Origin of the sequence: Micromonospora sp. WMMD1128 (assembly GCF_027497235.1) — a bacterium.
In the GTDB taxonomy this organism is placed as follows: Bacteria; Actinomycetota; Actinomycetes; order Mycobacteriales; family Micromonosporaceae; genus Micromonospora.
In genome coordinates this window covers 6,290,033-6,317,029 of the sequence record NZ_CP114902.1, presented here as the reverse complement: position 1 = coordinate 6,317,029, position 26,997 = coordinate 6,290,033, and the positions used below count along the sequence as shown (strand labels likewise).

At 73.6% G+C, this 26,997-nt stretch carries 23 protein-coding genes and 1 pseudogene; 10 read left to right on the top strand and 14 right to left on the bottom strand.

The genetic code is table 11. The features are described 5' to 3' along the window. Positions 1-81 precede the first annotated feature (81 nt). The 4 genes from O7602_RS28660 (at position 82) to O7602_RS28645 (ending at position 4,321) form a co-directional block, all read left to right on the top strand. Complete coding sequence (locus O7602_RS28660; protein ID WP_281585706.1) at positions 82-723, top strand: septal ring lytic transglycosylase RlpA family protein; 642 nt, start codon at positions 82-84, stop codon at positions 721-723. A 68-nt stretch (positions 724-791) separates the two neighbouring features. Further along, complete coding sequence (locus tag O7602_RS28655) at positions 792-1,919, top strand: PP2C family protein-serine/threonine phosphatase (RefSeq protein ID WP_281585705.1); 1,128 nt, start codon at positions 792-794, stop codon at positions 1,917-1,919. A 116-nt stretch (positions 1,920-2,035) separates the two neighbouring features. Then, positions 2,036-3,892, top strand: coding sequence for an acyl-CoA dehydrogenase (locus tag O7602_RS28650; RefSeq protein WP_281585704.1), 1,857 nt, complete (start codon positions 2,036-2,038; stop codon positions 3,890-3,892). Between the two features lie 159 nt (positions 3,893-4,051). Further along, positions 4,052-4,321, top strand: a complete 270-nt coding sequence (locus tag O7602_RS28645; RefSeq protein ID WP_281585703.1) for a DUF6458 family protein — start codon at positions 4,052-4,054, stop codon at positions 4,319-4,321. 104 nt (positions 4,322-4,425) lie between these two features. Here the strand turns inward: O7602_RS28645 and O7602_RS28640 are convergent, their stop codons facing one another. After that, complete coding sequence (locus O7602_RS28640; RefSeq protein WP_281585702.1) at positions 4,426-4,959, bottom strand: histidine phosphatase family protein; 534 nt, start codon at positions 4,957-4,959, stop codon at positions 4,426-4,428. A gap of 116 nt (positions 4,960-5,075) precedes the next feature. Here O7602_RS28640 and O7602_RS28635 point away from each other — a divergent pair, with 116 nt between their 5' ends. Beyond that, positions 5,076-5,366: a DUF6458 family protein gene (locus tag O7602_RS28635; protein WP_281585701.1), complete on the top strand. Its 291-nt coding sequence runs from the start codon at positions 5,076-5,078 to the stop codon at positions 5,364-5,366. A gap of 149 nt (positions 5,367-5,515) precedes the next feature. Here the strand turns inward: O7602_RS28635 and O7602_RS28630 are convergent, their stop codons facing one another. After that, a complete protein-coding gene (locus O7602_RS28630) occupies positions 5,516-6,193 on the bottom strand; it encodes a hemolysin III family protein (RefSeq protein WP_281585700.1) in 678 nt (225 codons plus the stop codon). Positions 6,194-6,268: 75 nt separating this feature from the next. Between O7602_RS28630 and O7602_RS28625 the strand changes: the two genes are divergently transcribed. Genes O7602_RS28625 through O7602_RS28615 form a run of 3 tightly spaced genes read left to right on the top strand, consistent with a single transcriptional unit; the run spans position 6,269 to position 8,461 of the window. Next, positions 6,269-6,883: an allophanate hydrolase subunit 1 gene (locus O7602_RS28625; RefSeq protein WP_281585699.1), complete on the top strand. Its 615-nt coding sequence runs from the start codon at positions 6,269-6,271 to the stop codon at positions 6,881-6,883. Then, complete coding sequence (locus O7602_RS28620; RefSeq protein WP_281585698.1) at positions 6,880-7,728, top strand: biotin-dependent carboxyltransferase family protein; 849 nt, start codon at positions 6,880-6,882, stop codon at positions 7,726-7,728. The genes O7602_RS28625 and O7602_RS28620 overlap by 4 nt, the downstream gene beginning before the upstream one ends. Beyond that, the gene (locus O7602_RS28615; protein WP_281585697.1) at positions 7,712-8,461 is read left to right on the top strand and encodes a 5-oxoprolinase subunit PxpA; all 750 of its coding nucleotides are present in this window, start codon (positions 7,712-7,714) and stop codon (positions 8,459-8,461) included. The genes O7602_RS28620 and O7602_RS28615 overlap by 17 nt, the downstream gene beginning before the upstream one ends. Before the next feature lie 61 nt (positions 8,462-8,522). Here the strand turns inward: O7602_RS28615 and O7602_RS28610 are convergent, their stop codons facing one another. From O7602_RS28610 to O7602_RS28600, 3 genes are all read right to left on the bottom strand, one after another. After that, entirely contained in the window at positions 8,523-10,364 is a 1,842-nt protein-coding gene (locus tag O7602_RS28610) for an NHL domain-containing thioredoxin family protein (RefSeq protein ID WP_281585696.1), read from the bottom strand. 83 nt (positions 10,365-10,447) lie between these two features. Continuing rightward, complete coding sequence (locus O7602_RS28605) at positions 10,448-10,852, bottom strand: type II toxin-antitoxin system VapC family toxin (RefSeq protein ID WP_281585695.1); 405 nt, start codon at positions 10,850-10,852, stop codon at positions 10,448-10,450. Next, entirely contained in the window at positions 10,849-11,046 is a 198-nt protein-coding gene (locus tag O7602_RS28600; RefSeq protein ID WP_281585694.1) for a hypothetical protein, read from the bottom strand. Before O7602_RS28600 ends, O7602_RS28605 begins: the two co-directional genes overlap by 4 nt. Positions 11,047-11,081: 35 nt before the next feature. On the opposite strand from O7602_RS28600, the pseudogene O7602_RS28595 reads away from it, so the two are divergent. Next, positions 11,082-11,298: pseudogene (locus O7602_RS28595) on the top strand (DUF397 domain-containing protein). A 64-nt stretch (positions 11,299-11,362) separates the two neighbouring features. Here the strand turns inward: O7602_RS28595 and O7602_RS28590 are convergent. The 9 genes from O7602_RS28590 to O7602_RS28550 form a co-directional block, all read right to left on the bottom strand. Next, positions 11,363-14,485, bottom strand: coding sequence for a hypothetical protein (locus O7602_RS28590; RefSeq protein WP_281585693.1), 3,123 nt, complete (start codon positions 14,483-14,485; stop codon positions 11,363-11,365). Positions 14,486-14,830: 345 nt separating this feature from the next. Further along, a complete protein-coding gene (locus O7602_RS28585; RefSeq protein WP_176730560.1) occupies positions 14,831-14,968 on the bottom strand; it encodes a hypothetical protein in 138 nt (45 codons plus the stop codon). A gap of 214 nt (positions 14,969-15,182) precedes the next feature. Further along, positions 15,183-16,649 carry a dihydrolipoamide acetyltransferase family protein gene (locus tag O7602_RS28580; RefSeq protein WP_281590591.1) on the bottom strand — a complete coding sequence of 489 codons (1,467 nt, stop codon included), beginning with the start codon at positions 16,647-16,649 and terminating at the stop codon, positions 15,183-15,185. Between the two features lie 5 nt (positions 16,650-16,654). Next, complete coding sequence (locus tag O7602_RS28575; RefSeq protein WP_281585692.1) at positions 16,655-17,644, bottom strand: alpha-ketoacid dehydrogenase subunit beta; 990 nt, start codon at positions 17,642-17,644, stop codon at positions 16,655-16,657. Next, positions 17,644-18,822 carry a pyruvate dehydrogenase (acetyl-transferring) E1 component subunit alpha gene (gene pdhA, locus O7602_RS28570; protein WP_281585691.1) on the bottom strand — a complete coding sequence of 393 codons (1,179 nt, stop codon included), beginning with the start codon at positions 18,820-18,822 and terminating at the stop codon, positions 17,644-17,646. Before pdhA ends, O7602_RS28575 begins: the two co-directional genes overlap by 1 nt. A 611-nt stretch (positions 18,823-19,433) precedes the next feature. After that, positions 19,434-20,090: a hypothetical protein gene (locus O7602_RS28565; RefSeq protein WP_281585690.1), complete on the bottom strand. Its 657-nt coding sequence runs from the start codon at positions 20,088-20,090 to the stop codon at positions 19,434-19,436. A gap of 11 nt (positions 20,091-20,101) precedes the next feature. Further along, positions 20,102-21,328: a hypothetical protein gene (locus O7602_RS28560; protein ID WP_281585689.1), complete on the bottom strand. Its 1,227-nt coding sequence runs from the start codon at positions 21,326-21,328 to the stop codon at positions 20,102-20,104. 52 nt (positions 21,329-21,380) lie between these two features. Next, positions 21,381-23,066, bottom strand: a complete 1,686-nt coding sequence (locus O7602_RS28555) for a GTPase (protein ID WP_281585688.1) — start codon at positions 23,064-23,066, stop codon at positions 21,381-21,383. Continuing rightward, a complete protein-coding gene (locus O7602_RS28550) occupies positions 23,063-24,898 on the bottom strand; it encodes a GTPase domain-containing protein (RefSeq protein ID WP_281585687.1) in 1,836 nt (611 codons plus the stop codon). Before O7602_RS28550 ends, O7602_RS28555 begins: the two co-directional genes overlap by 4 nt. Positions 24,899-25,109: 211 nt before the next feature. On the opposite strand from O7602_RS28550, the gene dnaK reads away from it, so the two are divergent. Then, positions 25,110-26,990, top strand: a complete 1,881-nt coding sequence (gene dnaK / locus O7602_RS28545; protein ID WP_281585686.1) for a molecular chaperone DnaK — start codon at positions 25,110-25,112, stop codon at positions 26,988-26,990. The last annotated feature ends 7 nt before the right edge of the window (positions 26,991-26,997 follow it).

Sequence of the window (26,997 nt, the reverse complement as noted above, 5' to 3'; positions counted from 1 at the left end):
ATGATCACGTTGACTTCGGAAGTACCTCTCTCGTTACGGTCCGGGCCGGTTTTTGTTCCACCGACGAAAGGACCGGGCCCGGTGGCTGCTAGGCACCTTCGTACCCGCAGATTGCTCTCCTCGCCCGCCGGCATCGCCGCCACCGCGGCCGTCGGCGTGGCGCTCGCGGTCGGCGGCACCGTCGGCGCGGTGCAGCTCACCGCCGCCGAGCCGCCCGCCCAGCCGGTCGTGGCCGAGATCCCGCCCCCCACCTCCGCCGCGCCCTCCCCGAGCGCGTCCGCCTCGCCGAGCGCGTCCGCCTCGGCGAGCCTCAGCGCATCGCCGAAGGCCAGCCCGAGCCCGAAGCCGACCCGTACGCAGCCGGCGTCCCGCGGCAAGGCCCGGACCGCGGCACCGAAGCCCACCGCGACGAAGAAGAAGACCGCCGCCCCGAAGGTCGTGGACAGCGGCTCCTGCGGCGCGTCCTTCTACGACGAGGGCCAGATGACCGCGAACGGTGAGACCTTCAACCCGGACGCGCTCACCGCCGCGCACAAGACGTTGCCGTTCAACACGAAGCTCCGGGTCACCAACCCGGCCAACGGCAAGTCCGTGGTGGTCCGGATCAACGACCGTGGTCCGTACATCGACGGTCGGTGCATCGACCTGTCCCGCGCCGCGTTCGCGGCCATCGCATCGACAGGTCTCGGTGAGGTGAACGTCCGGTACGAGGTGCTCGGCTGATCGGCCTCTCCGGCAGAACTTCCGCGCCGGACGGCCCGGGTTCATTCTCCGCTTCACGTCCATCAGGCATGCTGTCGGATGTACGTACGCGACCCTTCCAGCCGGGCCACGGCCCGCTGAGCCCCGGATCCCGCGCCGGCCTCGGCGCGGCTCTCGTGCTGCTCGCGATCGTCTCGGCCGCGGAGGCCGCCGACGGCCGTTCGGTGCACTATCTGGCGCTGATGGCCGCGGCGCCCGTGCTCGCCGGCGCGCTTGCCTCCTGGCGGGTGGTGTTGGCGGTGGGGGCGCTGGCCACGGCCGCCGCCGCCGCCTTCGCCGCGGCCGAGCCGAGATGCTCGCTGGCGACCGGGGTGAGCGGGGCGGCCGTTGTGCTGGCCACTGTCATCGCCGCTGCCACGGCGGCGATCCGGCAACGTCAGGCGGAGCGGATCGAGGAGTTGTCCCGGCTCGCCGCGGTCGCTCAACAGGCGGTGCTGCGTCCGCTCGGTCCGCAGGTCGGCACGCTTGCGGTAGCCGCGCGCTACATCTCCTCCACGGCCACCGCCGAGATCGGCGGCGACCTCTACGAGGTGATGGACACCCCGTACGGCGTCCGCATGATCATCGGCGACGTACGGGGAAAGGGTTTGGACGCGGTCCGGCTGGCCAGCATCGTGCTCGGCTCGTACCGGCATGTGGCGTACGAGCGGGCCGACCTGCGCGCGGTGGTGACCGACCTGGACCGGGCGGTGGCCCGCAACGTCGGCGACGAGGACTTCGTCACCGCCGCGCTGGTCGAGGAGCGCGGCGGCACGCTCACCATCGTCAACTGTGGACATCCGGCGCCGCTGCTGCTGCGCCGGGGCGCGGTGATCCCGTTGGAGCCGCCGGCACCCGCGCCACCGCTGGGCTTCATGCCTGTGGTCCGGCCCCGGGTGGAGCGGCTGGAGCCGGGCGACCGGCTGTTGCTGTTCACCGACGGGCTGGGCGAGGCCCGGCGGGACGGGGAGTTCTTCCCGACCGCCGACCGGGCCTGGCGTCTGCTCGGCCACGGCACGGTCGGCGACGGGCTCGCCTCGCTGGAGACCGCCCTGGTGGAGTGGGTGCACGGCCGCCTCGACGACGACATCGCCCTGGTCCTGATGGAGTACGCCGGGCCGCGCAGCGCGGCCGGCGCGCCGGTGCCGAGCTGGGAGGTCGGCGCCGCCGACGGGTGAACCGCAGGTGTGTAATCGCTGTCACTTCCGTGGTCGGCTTGTCGTTGCCTACCGGTCAGTAATACAGTCTGGAGTTACTGATCGGTAACACCTGTCCGGAAGCGGGGCCAGCGAGCATGACCCACTACAAGAGCAACCTTCGGGACCTCGAGTTCAACCTGTTCGAGGTGTTCGGGGCGGACCGGGCGTTCGGCCAGGAGCCGTACACGGATCTGGACGTCGACACCGCCCGCAGCTTCCTCTCCGAGGTCGACCGCCTGGCCCGCGAAGACCTGGCCGCCAGCTACACGGACAGCGACCGCAACCCGCCGGTCTTCGACCCGGCGACGCACACCGCGCCGCTGCCGGCGTCGTTCAAGAAGTCGTACCAGGCGTTCATGGACTCGGAGTTCTGGCGGCTCGACCTGCCCGAGGCCCTCGGCGGCACGAACGCCCCGCGTGCCCTCTGGTGGTCCCTCGCCGAGCTGGTGCTCGGCGCCAACGCCCCGGTCTGGATGTACGCCTCCGGCCCGTCCTTCGCACACGTGCTGCACGTCGAGGGCACCGAGGAGCAGAAGACGTGGGCCCGGCTGTTCATCGAGAAGCAGTGGGGCTCGACCATGGTGCTGACCGAGCCGGACGCCGGCTCGGACGTGGGCGCCGGCCGCACCCGCGCGGTCCCGCAACCGGACGGCTCGTGGCACATCGAGGGCGTCAAGCGCTTCATCACCTCGGGTGAACACGACCTGAGCGACAACATCGTCCACTACGTGCTGGCCCGCCCGGTCGGTGTGGAGGGCGTCGGCGGCCCCGGCACCAAGGGCCTGTCCCTCTTCGTGGTGCCGAAGTTCCACTTCGACGCCGAGACCGGCGAGCTGGGCGAGCGCAACGGCGTCTACGCCACGAACGTCGAGCACAAGATGGGCCTGAAGGTCTCCAACACCTGCGAGGTGACCTTCGGCGAGCACGGCGTACCCGCCAAGGGCTGGCTGTTGGGCGAGAAGCACGACGGCATCCGCCAGATGTTCATGATCATCGAGTACGCCCGGATGATGGTCGGCACCAAGGCCATCGCCACGCTCTCCACCGGCTATCTGAACGCGCTGGAATATGCCAAGAACCGGGTGCAGGGCGCCGACCTGGTCCAGCAGGCCGACAAGACCGCCCCGCGCGTGACCATCACCCACCACCCGGACGTGCGCCGCTCGCTGCTGATGCAGAAGTCGTACGCCGAGGGACTGCGGGCGCTCGTCTGCTACACCGCCGGCTGGCAGGACAAGGTCGCGATCGCCGAGGCGGCCGGTGACGAGAAGGCCACCAAGCTGGCCAAGCGGGTCAACGACCTGCTCCTGCCGCTGGTCAAGGGCGTCGGCTCGGAGCGGGCGTACGAGCTGCTCGGTCACGAGTCGCTCCAGACGTACGGCGGCTCCGGTTTCCTCCAGGACTACCCGCTGGAGCAGTACGTCCGGGATGCCAAGATCGACACGCTCTACGAGGGCACCACCGCCATCCAGAGCCTCGACCTGATCTTCCGGAAGATCGTCCGGGACAACGGCAAGGCCCTGATGGCGGTCGCCGGCGAGATCCAGGAGCACATCACCTCCGAGGCCGGCAACGGCCAGCTCAAGGAGGAGCGGCTGGCGCTCGGCAAGGCGCTCGCCGAGATCCAGACCATCGTCGGTGTGATGACCGGTTGGCTGGGCGAGGCCCAGGCCGGTGACGCCCGCGCGCTCTACAAGGTCGGCCTGGGCAGCCGCCGGTTCCTGCTGGCGATCGGCGACCTGGTGGTCGGCTGGCTGCTCCAGAAGCAGGCCGACGTGGCGTTGAAGGCGCTCGCCGGCGAGGTTTCCGCCACCGACAAGGCGTTCTACACCGGTAAGGTGGCCGCCGCCCGGTTCTTCGCCCGCGAGGTGCTGCCCCGCATCGGCGCCGACCGGCGGATCATCGAGGGCGCCGACCTGGAGATCATGGACCTCCCGGAGGAGGCGTTCTAAGCCTCATCACCCCTTTCACCGACGGCCGGCGGGCGACAGCCCGCCGGCCGTCGTCGTTGTGACACCCCGGGTGGTGAGGGCGGCCGGTGGGCGGGTAACCCGTCGCGGACCACGACCGGAGTACGCCCAAGGGCCATCGCACGGGGGAGTGCAGCGCACATGGGCATTGGCAGCGCCATCTTTCTCATCGCGCTCGGCGCGATCATGACCTTCGCCGTCCGGGCCAACGTCTGGTGGATCGACCTGCGCGCGGTCGGCTGGGTCTTCATCCTGGCCGGGCTGGGTGTCCTGCTGACCACGCTGTGGTTCTGGCAGGACCGCCGCAAGCGCGCCCGCACCCTCATCGTGGAGGAGAACCGGCTCTCGCACCCGACCGCGATGATGCCGCCGCCACCCGACCCGCCGCCGCCGACGGCCCCGCCGTCCTGACGTCGCGCGTCCACCCGGGCTGACGCCGCGCGTCCAGTCGGGCTGGTGTTAATAGGGGGCCCCGCCTATACCGCAGGCGTTAAAAGGGGGCCCCGCCTTGCACCTCAACCGCGGGCGGTGTGGCGGGCGGTCAGGGGGGCGTGGGGGGAGACGTCGGGCCAGGGGGTGGCGGGGTGGTGCACCACGATGTCTGTGGTGCGCAGGCCGTCCGGATCGGCCCGTTCGGGGTCGAGTAGCGCCGAGAGCAGGGAGATGCCCGGATTGTGGGCGATCAGCAGGACCGTGCCGGCTTCCGGGTCGACCGACCGGACCAGCTCCAGCAACTCGGCCGGGTGTGCGTCGTACGCGGTCGGCTCGTACCGCACCACAGGTGTCGACCCCGCCGGACCGCCCTCCGGCGGGGAGCCCGTCATGCCGAGCGCCACGCCGTGCCAGGTCTGGCGGGTGCGTCGGGCCGGCGAGCAGAGCACCACGTCGGGCAGCAACTCGTGCCGGGCCAGCCAGGCGCCCGCCGCCGCCGCGTCGGCGTGACCCCGGGCGGTGAGCGGGCGTTCCGCGTCCGGGCCCTGGCGGGACTGCTCGGCCTTGGCGTGCCGTAACAGCACAAGCGTCCGCCGTCCGTTCCTGCCGTCCGTCATCCGCCCAGCTTGCCTGATTGGCGATCGAACCGCCTGGGTATGTCGATGTGTGCCGCTACCTCTATCCATGGCCGCGGCGGGCAGGAACGCCAGCAGGACGCCAAGGAGGCGACGTCATGGGCATCGGTGCAAGCATCTTCCTCATCGCGGTCGGCGCGATCTTCGCGTTCGCCGTCGACGCGAACCTGGGTTGGCTGAACCTCAACGTGGTGGGCTGGGTGCTCATGCTCGCCGGGCTCGTCGGGCTGATCACCACGCTCTTCTTCTGGAACAACCGTCGCCGCGTGGTCGCCGCGCCGGTGCGCGAGCAGGTCGTCGCGGAGCCGGTCGTGCCGGTGCAGGGCGACCGGGTCGTGCGCGAGGAATACCGCGAGGTGCACCGCCCGGGCTCGGGCTACCCGGTCTGACCCATCCCCCCAAGACCCCGAGGGCCCCGCAACGGCGCGGGGCCCTCGCGTACGTCCGGGGTCGGGCCAACGACGGGGCCCGCGTACGTCCGGGGTCGGGCCAACGGCGCGGGGCGGCTCACGTACGTCCGCGGGTCGGGCGCGGTGGGTCAGGCGAACAACGCGAAGTAGATCGCGATGTGGTGGCAGATCGCCGCGAGCAGCGTGCACGCGTGGAAGAACTCGTGGTGGCCGAAGACGGTGGGCCAGGGATTGGGCCGGCGCAGCGCGTAGAACACCGCGCCCACGCTGTAGATCGCGCCGCCCACGCTCAGCAGCACCAGCGCGGTGACGCCGCCGCCGTGCAGGATCTGCGGCAGCATGGTCACGGCCACCCAGCCGAGCGCCAGGTAGAGCGGGGCGGAGACCCAGCGCGGCGCGTGCGGCCAGATCATCTTGACCGCGACGCCGGCAAGCGCGCCGCCCCACACCAGGCTGAGCATGACCGTGGCGTGCCGGGGGTCCAGCAGCAGCACGCAGAACGGCGTGTAGGTGCCGGCGATGAACACGAAGATCATCGAATGGTCCATCCGGCGCATGATCTGGTAGCCGCGTTCGGACCAGACCCGTCTGTGGTAGAGCGCGCTGGTGCCGAACAGCCCGCACACGGTGAGGCTGTAGATCAGGCAGCTCACCAGCGGCGCCCAGCCAGGGCGGGTGGCGGCGACGGAGCACAGCACGATGCCGCAGACGAGCGCGGCGAAGAACGCGTACGCGTGGAGCCAGCCGCGCATCCGCGGCTTTCCGATGTCGACCGGCCGGAGCCGGAGCGGTGCGGAGGTGGTCACCTCAACAGGTTACGACACCGTAGGTTACTTGCAAGTAGTGTGGACCGTCACGTCCGCTGACGCGAGGATGACCGGATGCGGATCCAGCCCGTCGGGGCACACGCCCTGCTGCTCGACTGCGACGACCCCGACCAGGTCGAGGCGTGGCGCGCCGAGCTGTGGCGACGCCGGGCCGCCGGCGAACTGACCGCCGAGGACATCGTCCCGGCCGCGGTCACCGTGCTGCTCGACGGCGTGCCCGACCCCGCCGCCACCGCCGCGCGGATCGCCGGCTGGCACCCCCGAAGCACCCTGGCCGGCACCGACGCCGCCGAGGTCCGGGTGCCCACCGTGTACGACGGTGCGGACCTGCCCGCCGTCGCCGACCACTGGGGCGTCGACGTGCCGGCCGTGGTCGAGCGACTGCGGCGCACCGAGTTCCGGGTCGCGTTCTGCGGCTTCGCACCCGGCTTCGCGTACCTCACCGGGCTGCCGCCGGAGCTGGCCGTGCCACGGCTCGCCACCCCGCGTACCCGGGTGCCGGCCGGCTCGGTCGCGCTCGCCGGCCCGTACGCGGGCATCTACCCCGCCGCGTCGCCCGGCGGCTGGCTGCTGGTCGGGCGCACCGACATACCCCTCTTCGACGTACGCGCCGACCCACCGGCCCGGCTCACCCCCGGCACCCGGGTCCGACTCGTGGAGCCGTCGTGATCGAGGTGCTGCGGGCCGGCGCGCTCACCACCGTGCAGGACCAGGGCCGACCCGGCTGGGCGCACCTCGGCGTGCCCCGCTCCGGCGCGCTCGACCCGGCCGCCCTGCGCCTGGCCAACCGGCTCGTCGGCAACCCGGAACACGCCGCCGGCCTGGAGATCACCCTGACCGGCTGCGCGCTGCGCCTCACCCGGGCGGTCACCGTCGCGCTCACCGGTGCCCCGGCCGACGTGCAGGTCGGGCAACGGCCCGGGGACGTGGGGCGACCCCTGTCGCTGCCGGCCGGTGCGGTCCTGCGGGTCGGTCCGGCCCGCGCCGGGGTGCGTACCTGGCTGGCGGTCAGCGGTGGGATCGCGGTCGAACCGGTGCTCGGCAGCCGATCCACCGACACGCTCTCCGGGCTCGGCCCGCCGCCGCTGCGCGACGGGGACCGGCTGACCCTGGGCACCCCCAGCGGCCCGCCGGCGCCGGTGGACCTCACCGTCACCCGGCCCGTGCCCACCGAGCTGCGGCTGGATGTCGAACCCGGCCCCCGGCAGGACTGGTTCACCCCGGCCGCGCTCGACCTGCTGCGCCGCGCCGCGTACACCGTCGCCCCGGACAGCAACCGGGTCGGCGCGCGGCTGGCCGGTGCCGCCCTGCCCCGCGCGGTCGCCGGCGAACTCCCCAGCGAGGGCCTGGTGCTCGGCGCGGTGCAGGTCCCGCCGGACGGCCAACCACTTGTCTTCCTGGCCGACCACCCCACCACCGGCGGCTACCCGGTGATCGCGGTCGTGCGGGACGTGGCGCCGCTCGCCCAGGCCCGCCCAGGCACTACGGTGAGGTTCCATGGACCTCAACGCTGACCTCGGCGAAGGATTCGGGAGCTGGCGGCTCGGCGACGACGAGGCGCTGCTCGGGCTGATCAGCTCCGCCAACGTGGCCTGCGGCTTCCACGCCGGTGACGCGCCCACCATGCACCGGGTCTGCGCCGCCGCCGCCGAACGCGGCGTCGCGATCGGCGCCCAGGTCGGCTACCGGGACCTCGCCGGGTTCGGCCGGCGGCACATCGCCTACGACTTCGCCGAGCTGCGCGACGAGACCATCTACCAGCTCGGGGCGCTCGACGCCTTCTGCCGGCTCTACCGCACCCGGGTGCGCTACCTGAAACCGCACGGCGCGCTCTACCACGCCGCCGCCTGCGACCAGGCGCAGGCCGCCGCGCTGGTGGCGGCGATCAGTGGGTACGACCACGAGCTGCCGGTGCTCTGCCAGCCCGGCACCGTGCTCGCCCAACTCGCGGCCGGCGCCGGCCTGCGGGTGGTGGCCGAGGGCTTCGCCGACCGCAACTACCTGCCCACCGGCGCGCTGGTGCCACGCAGCGCCGCGAACGCGCTTGTCACCGACCCCGACCAGGTGGCCGCGCAGGCGGTCCGGATGGCCGTCGAACGGACCGTGGTCGCGGTCGACGGCAGCGTGGTTCCGTGCCCGGTGGAGTCGATCTGCCTGCACGGGGACACGCCCGGCGCGGTGCGCAGCGCGGAGCTGGTGCGGGCGGCGCTCGTCGACGCGGGGGTCACGCTCACTCCGTTCGCGTGAAAGGAGGGGGCCCCGCTTAACGCATTCTGCATAGGCGGGGGCCCCTATTAACACCTCGCGCTCACGCCTCGTCGAGGCCGCGCAGCACCAGGGGGAGGCGGGTGGCGCCGCCGTCGACCACCCGGACGGGCACGCCCCAGTCCTGCCGGGTCAGGTGGCAGGCGGCGTGCTCGACGTCGGCGTCGCAGGTCGCCGCCTGGGCGGTCACCTGCAACACCCCCTGCGCCACGTCGCCGTCGACCACCAGCCGGCGGGACAGGTCGGTGGTCGTGCCGGCGCCCTCGACCAGCAGCTCCGCCGGGGACGCCGAGACCACCAGCCGGGTCGACGGCCCGTACGTGTCGTCGAGCTTCTGCCCCGGCGCCGGCGTGAAGATCACCTCAAGCGTCAGCTCCCCGGCGGCCACGTCGGTGGGCTTGCGCTCCAGCCGCAGCCGCGGACCCGCCACCGTGTTCGCGCCGGCCGCGGTCAGCGCCCCGGGCGCCAGCCGGGTCAACCGGTGCGCGGCCGACTCGACCACAAGCACCTCGCCCGCGGCGGTCACCACCAGGTCGCTCGGCTCGGCCAACCCGTCGGCCACGGTGCCGACCTGCCCGGTCGCCGGGTCGAAGCGGCGCACCGCGCCGTTGTACGTGTCCGCGATCAGCACCGAGCCGTCCGGCAGCGCGCACACGCCCAGCGGGTGCTGGAGCAACGCCTGGTCGGCCGGGCCGTCCACGTGCCCGAAGTCGAACAGGCCCTGACCGACGGCGGTGTGCATCACGCCGTCGGCCACCCAGCGGATCGCACTCGTCTCACTGTCGGCGACCCACAGCCGGGAACCGTCGGCCGAGACCGACAGCCCGGAGGGCTGCGCCATCCAGACGTCCGGCAGCGGGCCGTCACGCAGCGCCTCGACCGTGGTGCCGGCGTACATGCCGGCGGTCCGCCGGATCGGGTCGAACCACCAGAGCTGGTGGATGCCGGCCATCGCCACGATCACCCGGTCGTCGTACCAGGCCACGTCCCACGGGGAGGAGAGGTCGACCGCACGCGCGTCGTGCGCGTGGTCGTCGACGGTCGAGCGCCACTGCCGCCCCGTGCCGGCCACCGTGACCACCTCGCCCGAGGACAGCCGTACGCCGCGCAGCAGGTGGTTGACCGTGTCCGCGACGACCAGGTCGTAACCGGCGACCTCGGCCACGTGCGGCGGCAGCAGGCAGAGCCCCTGCGGCTCGGCGAAGGTGGCGCCGGTCGCCGGGCCGTCCGTCCGGCCCCGGCCGCCCGCACCGATCCGGCGGACCACCGTCTCCCCGTCCGGCGCCAGCTCGACCAGGGAGTGCCGGGCCGAGTCGGAGACCAGCAGGTTGCCGCCGTCGAGCGGGACCGCCTTGCCGGGAAAGCGCAGCGCCGTCTCCGGCAGGGGCGGCGGGACGTACGGGCCGTCGCCCCGGTGCAGCGTGCCCTTCGCCTCGTGCGTGGCGATCAGGTCGTCGATGAGCCGGGCCAGCCCCTCGGCGTGTCCCTCGCCGGCCATGGTGGCGACCACGTACCCCTCGGGGTCGATCACCGAGAGGGTCGGCCAGGCCTTCGCCGCGTACTGCTGCCACATGTCCATCTCGGGGTCGTCGAGCACCGGGTGGTGCACGCCGTACCGCTCGACGGCCGCGGCCAGCGCGTCCGGGTCCTTCTCGTGCTCGAACTTCGGCGAGTGCACGCCGATCACCACAAGCACGTCGCCGTACTTCTCCTCAAGCGGACGCAGCTCGTCGAGCACGTGCAGGCAGTTGATGCAGCAGAAGGTCCAGAAATCCAGGATGACGCAACGACCTCTCAGGTCCCGCAATGTCAGGTTTCGTCCGCCGGTGTTCAGCCAGGCGCGGCCTCGTAGTTCGGGCGCGCGGACGCGGGATGAGGTTGCCATGAACGCCAGCCTGTCACGCCGTCGCCGAAGACGTCCGCCGGGTCGATAGGGCGGCGCTCAGCGCGGCGGGCGCGGCCGTGAGGCTACGAGACGTCGAACAGGCGCAGGCCGTCGTACTCGGCGAAGTCGGCGTAGTCCTTGCCGTTGAAGGTCGCCAGCGGTAGCCGGTCGACCAGGCAGCAGGCCGCGATCCAGGAGTCATTCGCCGGCCGGGGCCGCCCTCGGTGCTGTGCCCGCGCCTGAAGCTGACCCCAGGTCGTCGCTACCGCCTCGTCGAAGGGCAGCAGGACCACGCCGGATCGCCACTGCGCGAGGTCAGCCAGCTTGCGCGGCCCCCAGCTCCGCAGCACGGTCCACTTGGTCAGCTCGCCAAGCGTGACGAACGTGATGCACAAGGTCTTACCGGCCAGCCGGGCACGAAGCCGGTCAGGCAGACGACCACGCAGGATCGCCGACGCGACGTCGGTATCCAGGACGACCAGGCTCACGCGGCGCTGGCCCGCCGAGAGGCGTACAGGTCGGCGAGGAAGTCGTCCAACTCTTCGTCGGACTCGAACAGGCCCGGCCGGGCCAGGTCGTCAATGGAGGCGACCGGCTGCACACCCTGCCGGCGGGCCAACTCCTGCACCGGCACATGCTCAGCGGTCGGCCACTCGGGCATCCGCTCGGCGCTGCTCGACATCACGACCCACCTCCTGCACCCCACACCGCCGCCCATTGTCGCACGGTCAGCACCAGCACCACCGTCAATCAGCCGCACGGAGAGCTGACGACACGGCAAGCGGCAGCAACCAGGGGGCCTGCGTGGAGGTGGCCGACAACCTCCCCGGCGTCGTCGGCGTGCGGGGACAGCAAGGACCCGTCCGGTCCGGCACTTGCCTTCGAGCCGGCGTCCTGGCGGGCGTTGGTCGCCCAGGTCGCCGAGCGCGGCTGACCAACCGCACACCGCAGCGCGAAGCGCCCGCCCCCGAACGGGGACGGGCGCTTCGCGTTGAGCGTTACTGGCCGGACGGCTTCAGGCAGAGCACCCGGTTGGTGCCGCCGCCCTGGAGGACGACCGTGGGCTGGGACAGGTCAGCGCACTTGTCTTTGTTGTCCACCTTCGACACCACAGTGAACGCGCCCGGCTGCCCGCAGTCCGTGGCGACGGCGCTCTCGCCGGACTGCTTGATGCAGGTGCCGACCGCCGGGTCGAAGCCCGACGGCTTGTCACCGCCGTCGATCTTGCCGAGCAGCATGAGCAGGCCGAGCGGCACGGCGAGGATGAGCACGGCCGCGACCAGCACGGCGGCCAGCACCCGGCCGTTGCGGACCTTCGGCGCCGGCGCCTCGGTCTGCGGCTCGGCCTCCGGCTTGAACGCGTCGAACCGGCCCTGCGCCGAGTCATCGGCCGGGTCGTCGTCGGACGACCACGCTGGTGGGGCCTGCCGGGGCGGCGGGAAGCCACCCGGCTCACCCTGACCCGGCACGGCTACCGAGGCGCGCCCACCGGCGGCCGGCGCACCGAACGGGTCCGGCTGGCCGCCGAACGGCTCGGGACGACCGCCGGGACCGGGGAACGCGTCCGGGTGGCCAGCCGGGCTGCCGTAGGTGCCCGGTTGACCGCCGGGGCCGCCGAACGCGCTCGGCTGGCCGCCTGGGCCGCCGAACGCGCTCGGCTGGCCGCCGGGGCCGCCGAACGGGTCGCGCGGCCCGCCGGGCTGCTCGCCGTCGTGCGGGTGTACGCCGTTGGCGGGGCGGTTGTTGCCGGGCGGGTCCACGAACGACGGCACGCCGACCGGGAACGGCGACGGGCCGGCCGGCGAGGACGGCGCGTCGCCGTACCCGCGCGGGTCGTCCTCGCCGGGCCGCGACGGCGGGTAGCCGGGTGCGTCGTCCGATCCTGACTGCGGCCCGGCGAAGGCGGACGGACTGGCCGGGCCGGGATAGCCGGGCGGGCCGTCGGGCCGGGACTGCGGTCCCGGGTAGCCGTGCGGGCTGTCCGGCCGGGAGTAGCCGGATGCGTCGTCCGGCCGCGACGACGGGCCTGGGTAGCCGGGTGCGTCGTCCGATCCTGACTGCGGCCCGGCGAAGGCGGACGGACCGTCCTGGCCGTGGTAGCCAGGTGCCTCGTCCGGGCCGGCCGCGTCCTCGGGCTCCGGGCGGGCCGGCCGGCCGTATACCCGGGGCTGGGGCGTCGGGGTACCGGTGGGACGCACCGGCTGGTCGGAGGGCGGGCTGACCCGGCTGGCCACCGGCACCGACGCGCTCGCCGAGACCGCGCCAGGCGCGCTCGCCTCGGGCGACGTACGCGGGCCGGGAATGGCCGGGCCGTCCGGCGAGTGCGGCTCGTCGGGCTCGGGTCGGGCGGCGCCCCAGCCGGCGTCACCGCGCTCCGGCTCGTGCTCGGCCGGCGTGAACTGCGCGGCGGCCGGGTGGTCGGCGGGCGGCGAGGCGGCCAGGGCGGCGCCCGGCACCCGCTGGCTCTGCGCGGGCAGCGGCACCACGTTGCCGGGGGAGATGCCGGGCGCGGGCGCGGGCTGGTAGGCCGGGCCGTCCTCGGCGGGCTGCCAGCCGCGCGACGGTGCCGGGGCGGCTTCGTCGGCGCGACCCCACGCCTCGGCGGGGGACCAGGGCTCGGCGTCCGGCAGGGCCGGACGCTCGGGTGCCCGCTCGTCGGGGTTGGCGCCCCAACCGGACGGCGCGTCCGGCGTCGGCACCGAGGCGCTGGCCCGGGCCGGTGCCTCGGGCGCGGCGGAGCCCCAGCCGGGCTGCGCCGGGTCGTCCGTCGGCCGCTCGGGCTCCCGCTGCGGCGGCACGGCCGCGCCGCCGCTCCAGCCGCCGGGCTGCTCGCCGGTCCCCCGCTGGGGCAGGGCCGGGGCGTCGTTCCAGCCACCCGGCGGCGGCTGCTCCGACTGAGCCCAGCCACCCGACGGCGGCTGCTCCGACTGCGCCCAGCCGCCCGGCTGCGGCGTCTCCGCCAGGGCGGGCGCGCGCCCGCCCGCCGGCCAGCCGCCGGAGCGGTCCGGGTCGTCGTCCCGGGTGGACTCGTCCCAGCCGCCGGCCCGGTTGTCGGCCGGCGGAGCGGGCCAGTCGGCGGAGCGTGGCGGGTCGTCGTGCTGCGGTCCGCCGGCCCGGCTCCAACCGCCGGAGCGGTGCGCGTCGTCCTCGGGCCCGGCGGAGCGGGTGTCCTGGTCGGACTGCTCCGGAGTGGACCACGTCTGGTCCGGCCGGACGGCGCCGGGCACGGCGACCTTGGCGGCGGCCCGGGCGGGTGGCTCGGCCGGCGGCCACGTGGCGCCGGTCTGCTGGCCGGGCGGAGCCCAGGCCGGCTGGGTGTCGCGCGGGGTCCAGCCGCCGGAGCGGTTGGCGTCGTCCGGCTGCGCGCCGGGCTGCTCGTCGCGCGGGGGCCAGCCGCCGGAGCGGCCCGGGTCGTCCGGCTGCGCGCCGACGGTCCAGCCGCCGGAGTGGCCGGCGTCGTCGCCCTGCTGCGCGGCGGGAGCGAAACCTCCGGACCGGCCCGGGTCGTCCGGGCCGGCGGGGGTGACCCAGGACTCGTTCGGGACGGTGGCCGGCGCCGGGACGTAACCGGTGTCGCGCGCGTCGCCGGGCTGTGCCCAGCCCGGCTGCTCGCCGGACGGGCCGCCGCCCCAGGCGGGGCGGTTCGGCTCGGCTGCCCAGGCGGGGGGCGTGGGTTCGGCGGGGCTGTTCGGAGGCGTGGTGGCCCAGGCCGGCGGCGCCGGTTCGGCGGCCCGGTCCGGGCTGGTCTGTTCGGCCGGGGCCCAGGCGGGCCCGGCCTGCCCGGGGGCGGCCCAGGCCGGTGCGCCCGGCTCGGGAGCGGCCCAGGCGGGCTGTTGGGCACGACCGCCCTGGTCGGCGGGCGGCGGCACCTGTGCGGTCGCTCGACCGGTGATCTGCTGACCCGCGGGCGGCGCCCAGGCGGGTGGCTGGTCGTCGGCCCAGGCCGGCGCCGACGGGGCGGGGCGTCCGGGCGGCGGGGGCGGTGCCCAGCCGAGGTCGGGCGTGCCGTTGTACCCGTTGTCCTGCTGCGCCGGCTGATCGCCGTACGGCACCGGTCCGCCGGTGCCCGGCGACACCTCGCCCGGCTCCTGGCCGGGGCGGTGCGGAGCCTCGGACGTCATGGGTGCGCCTCCTCCATCACAGGTCGGCCGCCGATGCCGGTCGGGAGCCGTCGGCATGGCTGCCGCGTCGCCGGCGGGTACCGGCCGTGCGGGCTCCCCGCACCGTATCCGGTGGCCGCCCGGGGGCGCTTGGGGGAGCCTCTGCCGTCACCGAAAGTCACCGGGCGACGTCGATGAGTTTCACTTTCCACGTCGGTCCGAAGACAGTCGATTGGCGACCGTGCCAACCGTACCGGGCGGTGCGGCGAGGTGGAATCCCGGTGCCGGGCGGCGCGGAACGCCGAAGACCCGCCCGGCGTGCCGGACGGGTCTTCGAACTGGAGGAGGTGAGGAAGGTCGGTGGCGTCAGCTGAGGTGACGCTGGGCGATGGCGAGAAGCTCTTCCCGGACCGCGGGCGAGTTGGCGGAACGCAGGGCGTGCTCGATGGCGCGGGCCCGGCGGTTGGCGTCGCGGCGGGTGCGGATTCGCTCGATCATGCTCATCTTGGGTCTCTCCTCCTGGCTATTCGGTTGTCAGCCCCTTGATGTGTCTATTGAAGCGCAGATCGCGGCCGAATGCCATCGATTATAAGGTGAGCTGAGCCACCTGCCTAAGGATCGTAGGCTGAACGGCGGGACGGCCGACGATGCAACGGCAACGGCCGGTGTGCCGGGCGTTCACCCATGGCACACCGGCCGTTGCCGGAGCGGTGGTACGTCAGGTCCAGGCGAGCAGCGCCGCCTCCGGGTCGGCCAGGAAGTCCCCCACGTCGCGCAGGAACTTCGAACCCAGCTCACCGTCGACGATCCGGTGGTCGAAGGAGAGCCCGAGCGTGGTGACCAGACGCGGCTTCACCTTGCCCTTGTGCACCCACGGCTGCTGGCGTACCGCGCCGAAGGCGAGGATCGCCGACTCGCCCGGGGGCAGGATCGGCGTACCGGTGTCCACGCCGAAGACGCCGACGTTGGTGATGGTGAGCGTGCCGCCGGACATGTCCGCCGGGGAGGTCTTCCCCGACTTCGCGGTCTGCACCAGGCCGGTCATCGCGTCCGCCAGCTCGCGCAACGTGAGCCGGCCGGCGTCCTTGATGTTCGGCACGATCAGGCCGCGCTCGGTGGCCGCCGCGATGCCGAGATTGACGTACTCCTTCACCACGATCTCGTCGCCGGCCCAGGTCGAGTTGACCATCGGGTGCCGCTTGACCGCCAGCAGCACCGCCTTCGCGACCAGCAGCAACGGCGAGACCCGCACGTCGCGCCACTCGCGACGGTCCCGGAGCCGGTCCAACGCCTTCATCGCCCGGGTCACGTCGACGGTCAGGAACTCCGTCACGTGCGGCGCGGTGAACGCCGAGCGGGCCATGTTCTCCGCGGTGAGTTTGCGTACCCCCTTCACCGGGATGCGCTGCTCGCGGTCCGCCCCGAAGCTCGCCGCCGACGCGGCCGGGGCCGCGACAGTCAGCGGCTCGGCCGCCGCCGGGGTCCCGCTCGCCGCCCGCTGTACGTCGTCGCGGGTGATCGAGCCCAGCGGACCGGAACCGGTGAGCGTGGCCAGGTCGACCCCGAGGTCCTTGGCGAGCTTGCGGACCGGCGGCTTGGCCAGCACCGGCCCGCCGACCCGGCCGTTGCCGTTCGCCGCCGCCGGTGCGGGCGCGGCCGGTGCGGGCGCGGCCGGTGTCGGGACCATCGGCGCGGCCTGGATCGGAGCGGCCGGGGCGGGAGAGCCGCCCTTGCGCGGCCGGCGCTTGGCCGGCGCGTTGCGCGGGCCGTAGCCGACCAGGACGGCGGTACGCCCACCCGGGGCGGCGCCGCCGATCAGGCCCGGCTCCACCATGCCCTCGGCGGGCGCTACCTCCACCGCCGCCAGCGATGCGGCCGACGGGGTCGGCAGCACCTCCGTCGGCGCACCTGTCGTCGACTGCTCCAGCGGCCCGGCGTTCGGGTCGGTGTCGATCGCGATGATCGGCACGCCGACCTCGACCGTGGCGCCCTCCGGGTGGAAGAGCGCCTGCACCCGGCCGGCCCACTTCGCCGGGATCTCGACCGCCGCCTTGGCGGTCTCCACCTCGACGATCGGCTGGTTCAGCTCGATGTCGTCGCCCACCTTGACCAGCCAGGCGAGGATTTCGCCCTCGGTCAGGCCCTCGCCCAGGTCGGGCAGGTTGAACTCCTTGACCCGTGTCATGCCGCTCACCAGCCGAAGGTGCGGTCGACAGCGTCGAGCACCCGGTCGAGGTCGGGCAGATATTCCTCCTCCACCCGGGCGGCCGGGTAGGGGATGTCGAAGCCGGTCACCCGCAGCACCGGCGACTCCAGCGAGTAGAAGCACTCCTCGGTGATCCGGGCCGCGACCTCCGAGCCGAGGCCGAGGTTGCCGGGGGCCTCGTGCACGACCACGCAGCGGCCGGTGCGCCGCACCGACTCGTACGCGGCGGTCAGGTCCAGCGGGGAGAGCGTACGCAGGTCGATGACCTCCAGCTCCCGGCCGTCCTCGGCGGCGGCGGTGGCCGCGTCCAGCGCGGTGCGCACCATCGGGCCGTACGCCAGCACGGTGGCGTCCGTGCCCGGCCGCGCGACCCGCGAGCTGTGCAGCGGGTACGCGTCGGCGAGCGGGGCGTCCACCTCGACCGGACCCTTCTCCCAGTAGCGCCGCTTCGGCTCCATGAAGACGATCGGGTCGTCCGAGGCGATCGCCTGCTGGATCATCACGTACGCGTCCTGCGGGTTCGCGCAGGTGACGACCTTGAGGCCGGCGGTGTGCGCGAAGTATGCCTCGGGCGACTCGGAGTGGTGCTCGACCGCGCCGATGCCGCCGCCGTACGGGATCCGGATGACCATCGGGATCCGCACCTTGCCCTGCGAGCGGTAGTGCATCTTCGCCACCTGCGACACGATCTGGTCGTACGCCGGGTAGACGAAGCCGTCGAACTGGATCTCGCAGACCGGGCGGAAGCCGCGGATGGCCAGGCCAACCGCGGTGCCGATGATGCCGGACTCGGCCAACGGGGTGTCGATCACCCGCTGGTCGCCGAAGTCCTTCTGGAGGCCGTCGGTGATGCGGAACACGCCGCCGAGCTTGCCGACGTCCTCGCCCATGATGACGACCTTCGGGTCGTTCTCCAGGGCCCGTCGCAGGCCGGTGTTGAGCGCCTTGCCGATGGTGAGCGTCTCCGTGGCCATCAGTGTGCGCTCCCCTCGAACGACTCCATGTACCTGGTGAACCGGGCCCGCTGCTCGTCCACCTCGGCGGAACCGTGCGGGTAGGCGTGGTCGAACATGCTGACCGGCTGCGGGTCGGGCATGTCGAGCACCCGCTCGCGCAGGTGCACCGACTCGGCGCGGGCCTGCTCGTCGACCTCGGTGAAGAACGACTCGTCGGCGATCTTCTGCCGGGTCAGGAATGCCTTCATCCGGGCGATCGGGTCCTTGGCCTGCCAGGCCTCGACCTCGCTGGCGATCCGGTAGCGCGTCGGGTCGTCGGAGGTGGTGTGCGCGCCCATCCGGTAGGTGTACGCCTCGATCAGGGACGGGCCCTGGCCGTGGCGCGCGGTGTCGAGCGCGTGCCGGGTCACCGCGTACGAGGCGAGCACGTCGTTGCCGTCCACCCGGACGCCGGGGAAGCCGAAGCCGCCGGCCCGCCGGTAGATCGGGACCCGGGTCTGCCGCTCCAGCGGCTCGGAGATGGCGTACTGGTTGTTCTGGCAGAAGAACACGAGCGGGGCGTTGAACACGCTGGCCCAGACGAACGACTCGTTGACGTCGCCCTGGCTGGTGGCGCCGTCACCGAAGTAGGCGATCACCGCCTCGCCGTCCTCGCCGCCGGTCTTGCCGTCCATGGCGACGCCCATGGCGTACCCGGTCGCGTGCAGGGCCTGCGCCCCGATCACGATCGTGTACATGTTGAACTTGAATTCGTTCGGGTCCCAGCCGCCCTGGTCGACGCCGCGGAACAGGCCGAGCGGCATGATCGGGTCGATGCCCCGGCAGTAGAGGACGCCGTGTTCCCGGTAGGTCGGGAACGCCATGTCCTGGGTGCGCAGCGCCCGGCCGGAGCCCACCTGCGCGGCCTCCTGGCCCAGCAGGCTGGCCCACAGGCCCAGCTCGCCCTGGCGTTGCAGGGCGGTCGCCTCGGCGTCGAGCTTGCGGACCAGGACGAGGTCGCGGTAGAGCCCGCGGTATTCCTCGTCGGTGAAGTCGACGCGGTACTCGGTCCCGTCCGGGCCGAGCGCGGTCTCGATCCGCTCGCCCTCCGGGGTGAGCAGCTGTACGAGTTCCGGTTCGCCGGTCGCGGCGGCGCGCCTGGTACGGGGTGCGGCCCGCTTGCTGCGGGTGGCGGCCCCGGGGTCGCCCTTTGCCATCCGTCTCTCCCTGTCTGTCTGCGCCGCGCCGGGGGTGACCCGAGCCGCGCACCTCGTGCGCCCGCCCGGCTGCTGCCGGGTCGGTCCCTGGCGACCGCGCCTAGCCCCGGTGAGGGTTGCCGCGCGGCGTGAGCCGGGGTCCGTAGGGGGACCCTGGCCCGGGAGCGCCGGCGCCGTACCGCACCAGCCGCGGGGTGCGCGGAGGTGGCGGCTGCGTTGCCGTCGTGCCTGAATGATTGCAGAGGAGGTGAGCGGGCCCACAGTATGGCCTCCCCTCCCGGTGAGGTTCCATCGGGTTCGTGACGCATCGATGCTTATGTCGGATAGGTCGCGCCTCGTGGACGGACAAATTGTGTGTCGACACGCGGTGGCGGCTGGTGAACTGACCGTCACTGCGGCAAGCTGACAACGAGCCGTTTCGGGTCATTTGTCCAAATATCCGCGCGCGATCTTCCGTCCCGCCGCCACGTACGAGGAGTGTGCCCGGTGTCCGAGCCAGAGGGTCCCCCCGGTACTCCCTTCCTCGGCCGGCACCGGGCGCTGCCCGCCGCCCGCTACCGCCGGCTGGTCGGCGCGCACCGCGCCCCCGGCGCCGGCGCCCCCAGCCGGGGCTACCTGCTGACCGTGGCGCTGCTCGCCGGCACCGCGTCGATGCCGATCCTCGCCGCGATCAGCACCGGCTCGGCCACCGTGGGAAACAGTGCGCTCCCCGACCTCGGCACCCCGTTCATCCCGACGCCCTCGGTCGGGCCGGTGGTCATCCCGCTGCCGCGGACCACCCAGGCCCCGGCGATCCCCGCCCCCACGCCGGCGGTCGGCCCCACCGCCACCGAACCCCCGCGCCCGGTCCTCCCGGCCGCGCCGGCCCTGCCCGACGACAGCGACCTCGGCTCGATCCGGCGGTCCCGGCCGGCCACCGCGCCGCCACCGCCGCCCGTGCCGACCCGGCCCACCCCGGTCCGGCCACCACGGCCGTCCCCGGTGCCCTCGCCCTCACCGTCACCATCCGGCCCGCCCACGCCCGAACCGAGCCCGGTCCCCGAACCGACCAGAAGCTCGACCGAGCCGGCCCCCGAGCCGTCCAGCACGTCCGTCGAGCCCACACCGGAGCCGTCCAGGAGCTCGTCCGAGCCGGCGCCCGAACCGTCCGGCACGTCCGCCGAACCCGCGCCCGAACCTGAGCCGTCCAGAAGCTCGCCCGAACCCGCGCCCGAGCCGTCCGGCACGTCCCCCGAGCCGTCCAGCAGCTCGCCCGAGCCGTCCGGCACGCCGTACCGGGTCAGGCCGGGTCGTCGGTGAGGCGGTGCCGGTTCGCCTCGATCCAGGCGTTCAGCGCCTCCGGGTCGTCCGGGTTCACCCCGTCCGCCATGAGCTGCGCCACCGCCGCCGTGGCCGGACTGCGCCGTTCACCCGTGCTGTAGAGCCGGGCGAACTCGGGGACCATCTCGGTGATCGCCTCGTCCGTCCGGGCCGCGGCGGACTGCGACAGCCCACGTTGCCGGGCCGCGTACGCCGCCCACGCGCGCAACACCCGGGGCAGCATCGCGGCGTCGTCCATGTCGAGCACGGCACGGCGGTGCACCCAGTCGAGCAGGAACAACTCGACGACCATCGGGCTCCACCGCATCGGGTCGGCATCCGGGAAGCTCGCCGCGTGGTCCAGCAGCAGGCCCAGGCAGAAGTGCAGCGAGGCCAGCTCGCCGTCGGCCACCTCGGGCAGGCCGAACCGGACGGACTCGGGCGAGTCGAGGAACGCGCGTACCAGCCGGGTCCGTTCCTCGTCGGTGATCGGCGGCACGACGGTCGGGCCGGCCGGCGGGGTCGGCCCGGGCAGGACGGCCAGCCGGGCGCCCGCCAGGGCGCGGTCGGTGGCGAGCGAGCCCTGGGCGGGCAGCTCACCGAGGTCGTCGGTGACCGCCAGGTGGCGGCTCACCTCGGCGTGCATCCGGGCCGGGTCCTCGGTGCGGAACCAGGTCAGCTCGTCCTCGGTGCAGATCTCCCGGGCCTGCTCGACGATCCGGGTCGCCGGACCGCCGACGAACACGTCCTTGGTGATGCCGATGTTGTGGTCGACGAGGGCCACCAGGGCGTGCTCCGGCCCGCCCTGCTCCTCGTCGTCGTAGACGAACGTGGCGAGGTAGGAGGTCTGGTCGCCGTACACGTCGCCGTACGCCCAGGTGCCGGTGAGACGCACCCGGCCGAGCTGGCCGGCCCACGCCGGGGCGTGCGCGCCGGGCCGGACCCGGGCGGCGCCCTCGGCGTCCGGCACCAGGCTGGCGAAGACGGCGCGGATAGTGGTCGCGGCGGCGCTGCGCCGGCGGGACGTGGCGGCGAGGAAACCGGCCACGAAATCGCGGACGGCCTGCTCGCGGTCGTGCTCCGCGACGGCGTAGACGCTGCCCAGCAACGCGGCGCCGAGCATCTCCGCGTCCAGGGCGGAGTCGAGCCTCGTCACGTCGCGCGCGGCGTGCAGCACCGCGTCGTAGGGGGTCTGTGGCGTGGCCATGCATCGACCCTACGCCGCGCCGCCGGCCATCACATCGGCCAGCGCGCCGGGTTCAGCGCCGCGCGGCGTCCCGCAGCGCGTCCCGCGCCGCGCCGTAGCGCGCCAGCACCGCCCAGACCGGGTCCAACACGTACTTCTCGCCGACGCTGCCGACGGAGGTGAGCAGCCGTTGCTCGGCCTGGTGACGGGCCCGCCCGGCCGCCCACCCGACCACCGGCCGGGTCAGCGCCGCCACCAGGAGCCCGGCCAGCAGCCCCCCGAGCAGCAACACCGTGGGCCAGGGCACCTCGCCGAGCTTCGGATACTCAAGCGCCGGCAGGCCGAGGAAGCGCAGCGCGTACCCCAGGACCAGCCAGAGCAGCCCGGCCAGCGCGGCGAGGGTGACCAGCCACTGGACCCCGCCGACCACCCGCCACCAGGCCGGACGACCGTCCATGCCGAGGTCGGTGGCGGCGACGGCGTGGTCGAGCGCGCCCGGCAGCTCCGCCAGCCGGGACCGGGCCGCCGCGGTCACCGCGGTCGGCCAGGGCTCCGGCAGGTCGGCGCTGGAGCGGTCGGCCACCGCGCGGATGGCCAGGTTGAGCGACGAGCGCTGCGCGGCGGTCGGATCGGGTACGGAGGTGGCCGCGACCAGGCTCTCGGCCGGCGCTTCCGGATCCCGTCCGGGCAGGTGCAGCCGGCGCAGCGGATCCGGGCGCAGCTTCCGCCAACTCCGCACCAGCGGCCAGCCGGTGCTGCTCGCCGCCCGGTGCCGGTAGGCGCCTTGAACCGCGTCGGCCACGGTCGGCACACCGGCCGCCCCGGCAAGCGCCCGGGTGAGTTCCTGGGACGAGGCGTCACCCGGCCGGGTGCCAGGCGGCTCCGGCCCGACAAGCGGTTCGAGGTCGGCCACCACGGCGTCCACGTCGCCGGAGAGCCGGCGCAGGGCGGCCTGCCGTTCGGCGACCGTCTTCTCCAACTCGGCCCGTAGCCCGGACAGCCCGGCCGGGTCCACCGCCACCGTGGGCAGCAGCGGCACCCCGCCCAGTCCGTCGGCGTCGAGCAGCCGGCGCAGGTCGTCCAGGACCGTGGGCAGCTCGGTCGTGGGCAGCCGGTCGGCCTGGTTGAGCACCACCACGGTCACGTCCTTGTGCCGGTGGAACTCGCGCAGGTAGCTGGCGTGGATCACCCGGTCGGCGTACTTCTGCGGGTCGAGCACCCAGACCACGAGGTCGACCAGGCCGAGCAGCCGGTCGACCTCGAGCCGGTGGCTGTGCTGCACCGAGTCGAAGTCGGGCAGGTCCAGCAGGACCAGGCCGTGCAGGGTGGACTCGTCGTCGCCGTCCAGCGGGCTCTCCCGCACGAACCGGTGCCGGGGCAGCACCCCGACCCAGTCGAGCAGCCGGACCGCGCCGTCGAGCGGCCCCCACACGCAGGCGTGGGCCATGCCGGTGGTGGGCCGGCGGACACCGACCGGGGAGAGGTCCATCCGGGCCAGCGCGTTGAACAGGCTCGACTTGCCGCTGCCGGTCGCGCCGGCGAGGGCGACCACGGTGTGCCGGCCGGAGAGGGCGAGTCGGTCACCGGCCCGCTCGACCACCGTGTGCCCGGCCACCAGTTGCGCGTCGGGCACCTGGCCGTCGACCGCGCCGAGGAACCGCTGGACCGCCTGCAGGCGCGCGATCAGGACGTCCGGGTCGACCCGCTGGTCGGCCCGGAACGCCTCGCGCATCCGTCCCACGATGTTGCTGGCGCTCATGGGCGACCGTCCTGCTCGGTGGTGGGCAACGAGGCGCCGGCGGCGGAGGCGAGGCCGCTGTGGTGCCGGGCGCGCTCGACCGCCACGGCGGCCCGGCGCAGTGTGTCACCGCCGTCGGCGGTCGGGCGGGCCGCCTCGGTGCGGGCCAGGAAGCGGCCCGCCTCCTCGGCCATCAGCGCGCCGACCCGGTCGAGCAGGTCCGCCCGCGCCTTGCGGGACAGGTCGCGCACCGCCTGGTCACCGAAGATGGCCTGGAGCACGGTCTGGCCGGCGACCGCGGTGCCGGTGCCCGCGGCGACCTCCAGCCCGGTCGGGATGAACGCGGTGGAGGCGAAGACGCCGATCATCACGACCAGGCCGGTGGCGTTCACCGCGTACGCGGCGGTCCGGGCCACGAACCGCCGGTCGCCGCCCTCGACGCGGACCAGCTCCAACACCCCGCGCTGCCAGTCGCGGACCAGTTGCTCGCCGCGCGCGGGCAGGTCGGCCGAGGCGTGCGCCAGCTCCGGTTCGAGCAGCGCCGCGCCCGCCGGATGGGCCTTCCATCCGGTGTACGCGTTCTCCGCCGCCTCGGCGGCCACCCCGCGCAACAGCGTGACCAGTTGGGACTCGATCGCCGTACGCAGCTCCGCCGCCGGGGCGGGTCGTCCGGTGACCACCGCCACCACCCGGTCGCGCAGCCGGCCGATGCGTGCCTCCAAGCCACGGAAGAACTCGCCGGTGCCGACGAACTCCTGCCAACGGGCCAGCACCTCGCCGCGGAGCAGCCGGCCGTCCTTGAGCCCCTGGTCGACGGTGCGCTCCGCGCCGCGGTAGGCGGCCCGGACCCGCTCGTCAAGCGCCTCGGCGGCGGCCACCTGCTCGTCGGCGGCGTCGGCCATCGCCTCCACCACCGGGTGCAGGGCGGCCAGCGCGCCGTCCAGCGTCTGCCGGACCACCGCCGAGCGGGCCTCCGCGTCACCGGCGAGCCGGGCGAACCACCCGCTCAGCGGTGCGGTCATCCGGTCGGGCAGCAGCCCCTGCCCGTCCACCCAGGTTTCCGGCAGCACGAACAGCGGCGCGGCGCCCAGCTCCTGCGCGGCCAGCATCTCCGACAGGTGGGCGGCGACCTCGTCGACGGCTTCGGGCGGGACCCGGTCGAGCACCATGGCGACGGCGGTGCCCCGGGCGCGGGCGCTGCGCAGCAGCTCCCAGGGAACGGCGTCGGCGTAGCGCGCCGCGGTGGTGACGAACAACCACAGGTCGGCGGCGGCGAGCAGTTGCCCGGCGAGCGCCCGGTTGGCGTCGACCACCGAGTCGATGTCCGGTGCGTCGAGGAAGGCCAGGCCGGGCGGCAGCGCCGGGGCGGTGACCAGTTGCAGGGTGCCCGGATGCTCGCTCGGGCCGGTGGTGCGGGTCAGGCCGGGCAGCAGCTCGCCCTGGCGGAACCAGGCCGCGTCGGCCGGGTTGCAGACCAGCACCGGGGAGCGGGTGGTGGGGCGGAGCACGCCTGCCGCGCTGACCCGCGCCTGGACCAGGCTGTTGACAAGCGTCGACTTGCCGGCGCCGGTGGAGCCGCCGACCACCACGAGCAGCGGGGCGTCGAGCCGGGCCAGCCGCGGCAGCAGGTAGTCGTCGAGCTGGTCGGTGAGGCTCCGGGCCGCCTGCCGGGCCGGCTCGGCCGAGGGAAGGGCCAGCGGGAAGCGAGCCGCGTCGATCGCGGCCCGCAGGCCGGTGAGCGCGGCGGGCAGGCCGGCGGCTTCGGCGGGCTGGTCGTCGCCGGCGGTGGATCCGGTGCGGGCTGCGACGGCGGGCGCGCCGGCACGGGTGGCGGAATCGCCATGCGTCGTCACCGCTAAAGCGTGCCCGACCGACGCAAGGTAAGACAACCGGACGGTAATAACGGTCAGGTTGCGCCGAGTCGACTCAACCCCGACTTGCGGTTTGCCGGGGGCGTGGCACTATTGAGTCAAGTTCACTCAACTTATGGCGTGGCCGCCTCCGGGCGACCCAGCCGGGCAGGCCATCCGACCTGCTCACCCGTTACGAAGCGAGGAAGCGAACATGGCACGTGCGGTCGGCATCGACCTCGGCACGACGAACTCCTGCGTCAGCGTTCTCGAGGGCGGTGAGCCCACCGTCATCGCCAACGCTGAGGGCTCGCGTACGACTCCCTCGATCGTCGCGTTCGCCCGCAACGGCGAGGTGCTCGTCGGTGAGGTCGCCAAGCGCCAGGCGGTGACCAACCCCGACCGGACCATCCGCTCGGTCAAGCGGGAGATCGGCACCAACTGGACCGTCGACATCGACGGCAAGAAATACACCCCGCAGGAGATCTCCGCCCGGACGCTGATGAAGCTCAAGCGGGACGCCGAGGCGTACCTGGGCGAGCAGATCGCCGACGCGGTGATCACCGTCCCGGCGTACTTCAACGACGGGCAGCGCCAGGCCACCAAGGAGGCCGGTGAGATCGCCGGCTTCAACGTGCTGCGGATCGTGAACGAGCCGACCGCCGCCGCCCTGGCGTACGGCCTCGACAAGGGCTCCAAGGAGCAGACCGTCCTGGTCTTCGACCTCGGTGGCGGCACCTTCGACGTGTCGCTGCTGGAGCTGGCCGAGGGCGTCGTCGAGGTCAAGTCCACGAGCGGCGACAACCAGCTCGGCGGCGACGACTGGGACCAGCGGATCATCGACCACCTGGTGAAGACGTTCCGCGGCGAGCACGGCATCGACCTCTCGCAGGACAAGATGGCCATGCAGCGACTCAAGGAAGCGGCCGAGAAGGCCAAGATCGAGCTGTCCGCGGCCACCACCAGCAACATCAACCTGCCGTACATCACCGCCGGCTCGGCGGGCCCGCTGCACCTCGACGTGACGCTGAGCCGCGCCGAGTTCCAGCGGATGACGCAGGACCTGCTGGACCGCTGCAAGGGCCCGTTCGAGCAGGCCGTCAAGGACGCCGGGATCAAGGTCTCCGACGTCGACCACGTCATCCTGGTCGGCGGCTCGACCCGGATGCCGGCCGTCACCGACCTGGTCAAGCAGCTCACCGGCCGCGACCCGAACAAGGGCGTCAACCCGGACGAGGTCGTCGCCGTCGGCGCCGCCCTCCAGGCCGGCGTGCTCAAGGGCGAGGTCAAGGACGTCCTGCTGCTCGACGTGACCCCGCTGAGCCTGGGCATCGAGACCAAGGGCGGCATCTTCACCAAGCTGATCGAGCGCAACACCACCATCCCGACCAAGCGCTCCGAGGTCTTCACCACGGCTGACGACAACCAGCCGTCGGTGCTGATCCAGGTGTTCCAGGGTGAGCGGGAGATCGCGGCCTACAACAAGAAGCTCGGCACCTTCGAGCTGACCGGCCTCCCGCCGGCGCCGCGCGGCGTGCCGCAGATCGAGGTCACGTTCGACATCGACGCCAACGGCATCGTGAACGTGCACGCCAAGGACCTGGGCACCGGCAAGGAGCAGAAGATGACGATCACCGGCGGCTCCTCGCTGCCGAAGGACGACATCGAGCGGATGCGCCGGGACGCCGAGGAGCACGCCGACGAGGACAAGCGTCGCCGCGAGGAGGCGGAGACCCGCAACGTCGCCGAGGCGCTCCAGTGGCAGACCGAGAAGTTCCTCGCCGAGAGCGGCGACAAGCTGCCCGGTGAGAACCGCGACCAGCTCAACGAGGCGCTCGGCGAGCTGCGCAGCGCCCTCGGCGGGCAGGACATCGACAAGATCAAGGCCGCGCACGAGAAGCTGGCCCAGGTGTCCCAGCAGGCCGGTTCGCTGCTCTACGCCCAGCAGCAGGAGGGCGAGCCGGGTGCTCCGGGCGCGGCCGGGCCGGGAGCCGGCGCGGGCGCGGGTGCGGGTGCGGGTGCGACCGGTGGCCCGCAGGCCGGCGGCGCCGACGACGTGGTCGACGCGGAGATCGTGGACGAGGACAAGAAGTGACATCGGT

What these genes read in the sequence shown, in the direction of transcription:
- O7602_RS28655 (WP_281585705.1), top strand. Translation starts at nt 792, where the DNA reads ATGCTGTCGGATGTACGTACGCGACCCTTCCAGCCGGGCCACGGCCCG.
- O7602_RS28650 (WP_281585704.1), top strand. Translation starts at nt 2,036, where the DNA reads ATGACCCACTACAAGAGCAACCTTCGGGACCTCGAGTTCAACCTGTTC.
- O7602_RS28645 (WP_281585703.1), top strand. Translation starts at nt 4,052, where the DNA reads ATGGGCATTGGCAGCGCCATCTTTCTCATCGCGCTCGGCGCGATCATG.
- O7602_RS28640 (WP_281585702.1), bottom strand. Translation starts at nt 4,959, where the DNA reads ATGACGGACGGCAGGAACGGACGGCGGACGCTTGTGCTGTTACGGCAC.
- O7602_RS28635 (WP_281585701.1), top strand. Translation starts at nt 5,076, where the DNA reads ATGGGCATCGGTGCAAGCATCTTCCTCATCGCGGTCGGCGCGATCTTC.
- O7602_RS28625 (WP_281585699.1), top strand. Translation starts at nt 6,269, where the DNA reads ATGCGGATCCAGCCCGTCGGGGCACACGCCCTGCTGCTCGACTGCGAC.
- O7602_RS28615 (WP_281585697.1), top strand. Translation starts at nt 7,712, where the DNA reads ATGGACCTCAACGCTGACCTCGGCGAAGGATTCGGGAGCTGGCGGCTC.
- O7602_RS28610 (WP_281585696.1), bottom strand. Translation starts at nt 10,364, where the DNA reads ATGGCAACCTCATCCCGCGTCCGCGCGCCCGAACTACGAGGCCGCGCC.
- O7602_RS28600 (WP_281585694.1), bottom strand. Translation starts at nt 11,046, where the DNA reads ATGTCGAGCAGCGCCGAGCGGATGCCCGAGTGGCCGACCGCTGAGCAT.
- O7602_RS28590 (WP_281585693.1), bottom strand. Translation starts at nt 14,485, where the DNA reads ATGACGTCCGAGGCTCCGCACCGCCCCGGCCAGGAGCCGGGCGAGGTG.
- O7602_RS28585 (WP_176730560.1), bottom strand. Translation starts at nt 14,968, where the DNA reads ATGAGCATGATCGAGCGAATCCGCACCCGCCGCGACGCCAACCGCCGG.
- O7602_RS28580 (WP_281590591.1), bottom strand. Translation starts at nt 16,649, where the DNA reads ATGACACGGGTCAAGGAGTTCAACCTGCCCGACCTGGGCGAGGGCCTG.
- O7602_RS28575 (WP_281585692.1), bottom strand. Translation starts at nt 17,644, where the DNA reads ATGGCCACGGAGACGCTCACCATCGGCAAGGCGCTCAACACCGGCCTG.
- pdhA (WP_281585691.1), bottom strand. Translation starts at nt 18,822, where the DNA reads ATGGCAAAGGGCGACCCCGGGGCCGCCACCCGCAGCAAGCGGGCCGCA.
- O7602_RS28560 (WP_281585689.1), bottom strand. Translation starts at nt 21,328, where the DNA reads ATGGCCACGCCACAGACCCCCTACGACGCGGTGCTGCACGCCGCGCGC.
- O7602_RS28555 (WP_281585688.1), bottom strand. Translation starts at nt 23,066, where the DNA reads ATGAGCGCCAGCAACATCGTGGGACGGATGCGCGAGGCGTTCCGGGCC.
- dnaK (WP_281585686.1), top strand. Translation starts at nt 25,110, where the DNA reads ATGGCACGTGCGGTCGGCATCGACCTCGGCACGACGAACTCCTGCGTC.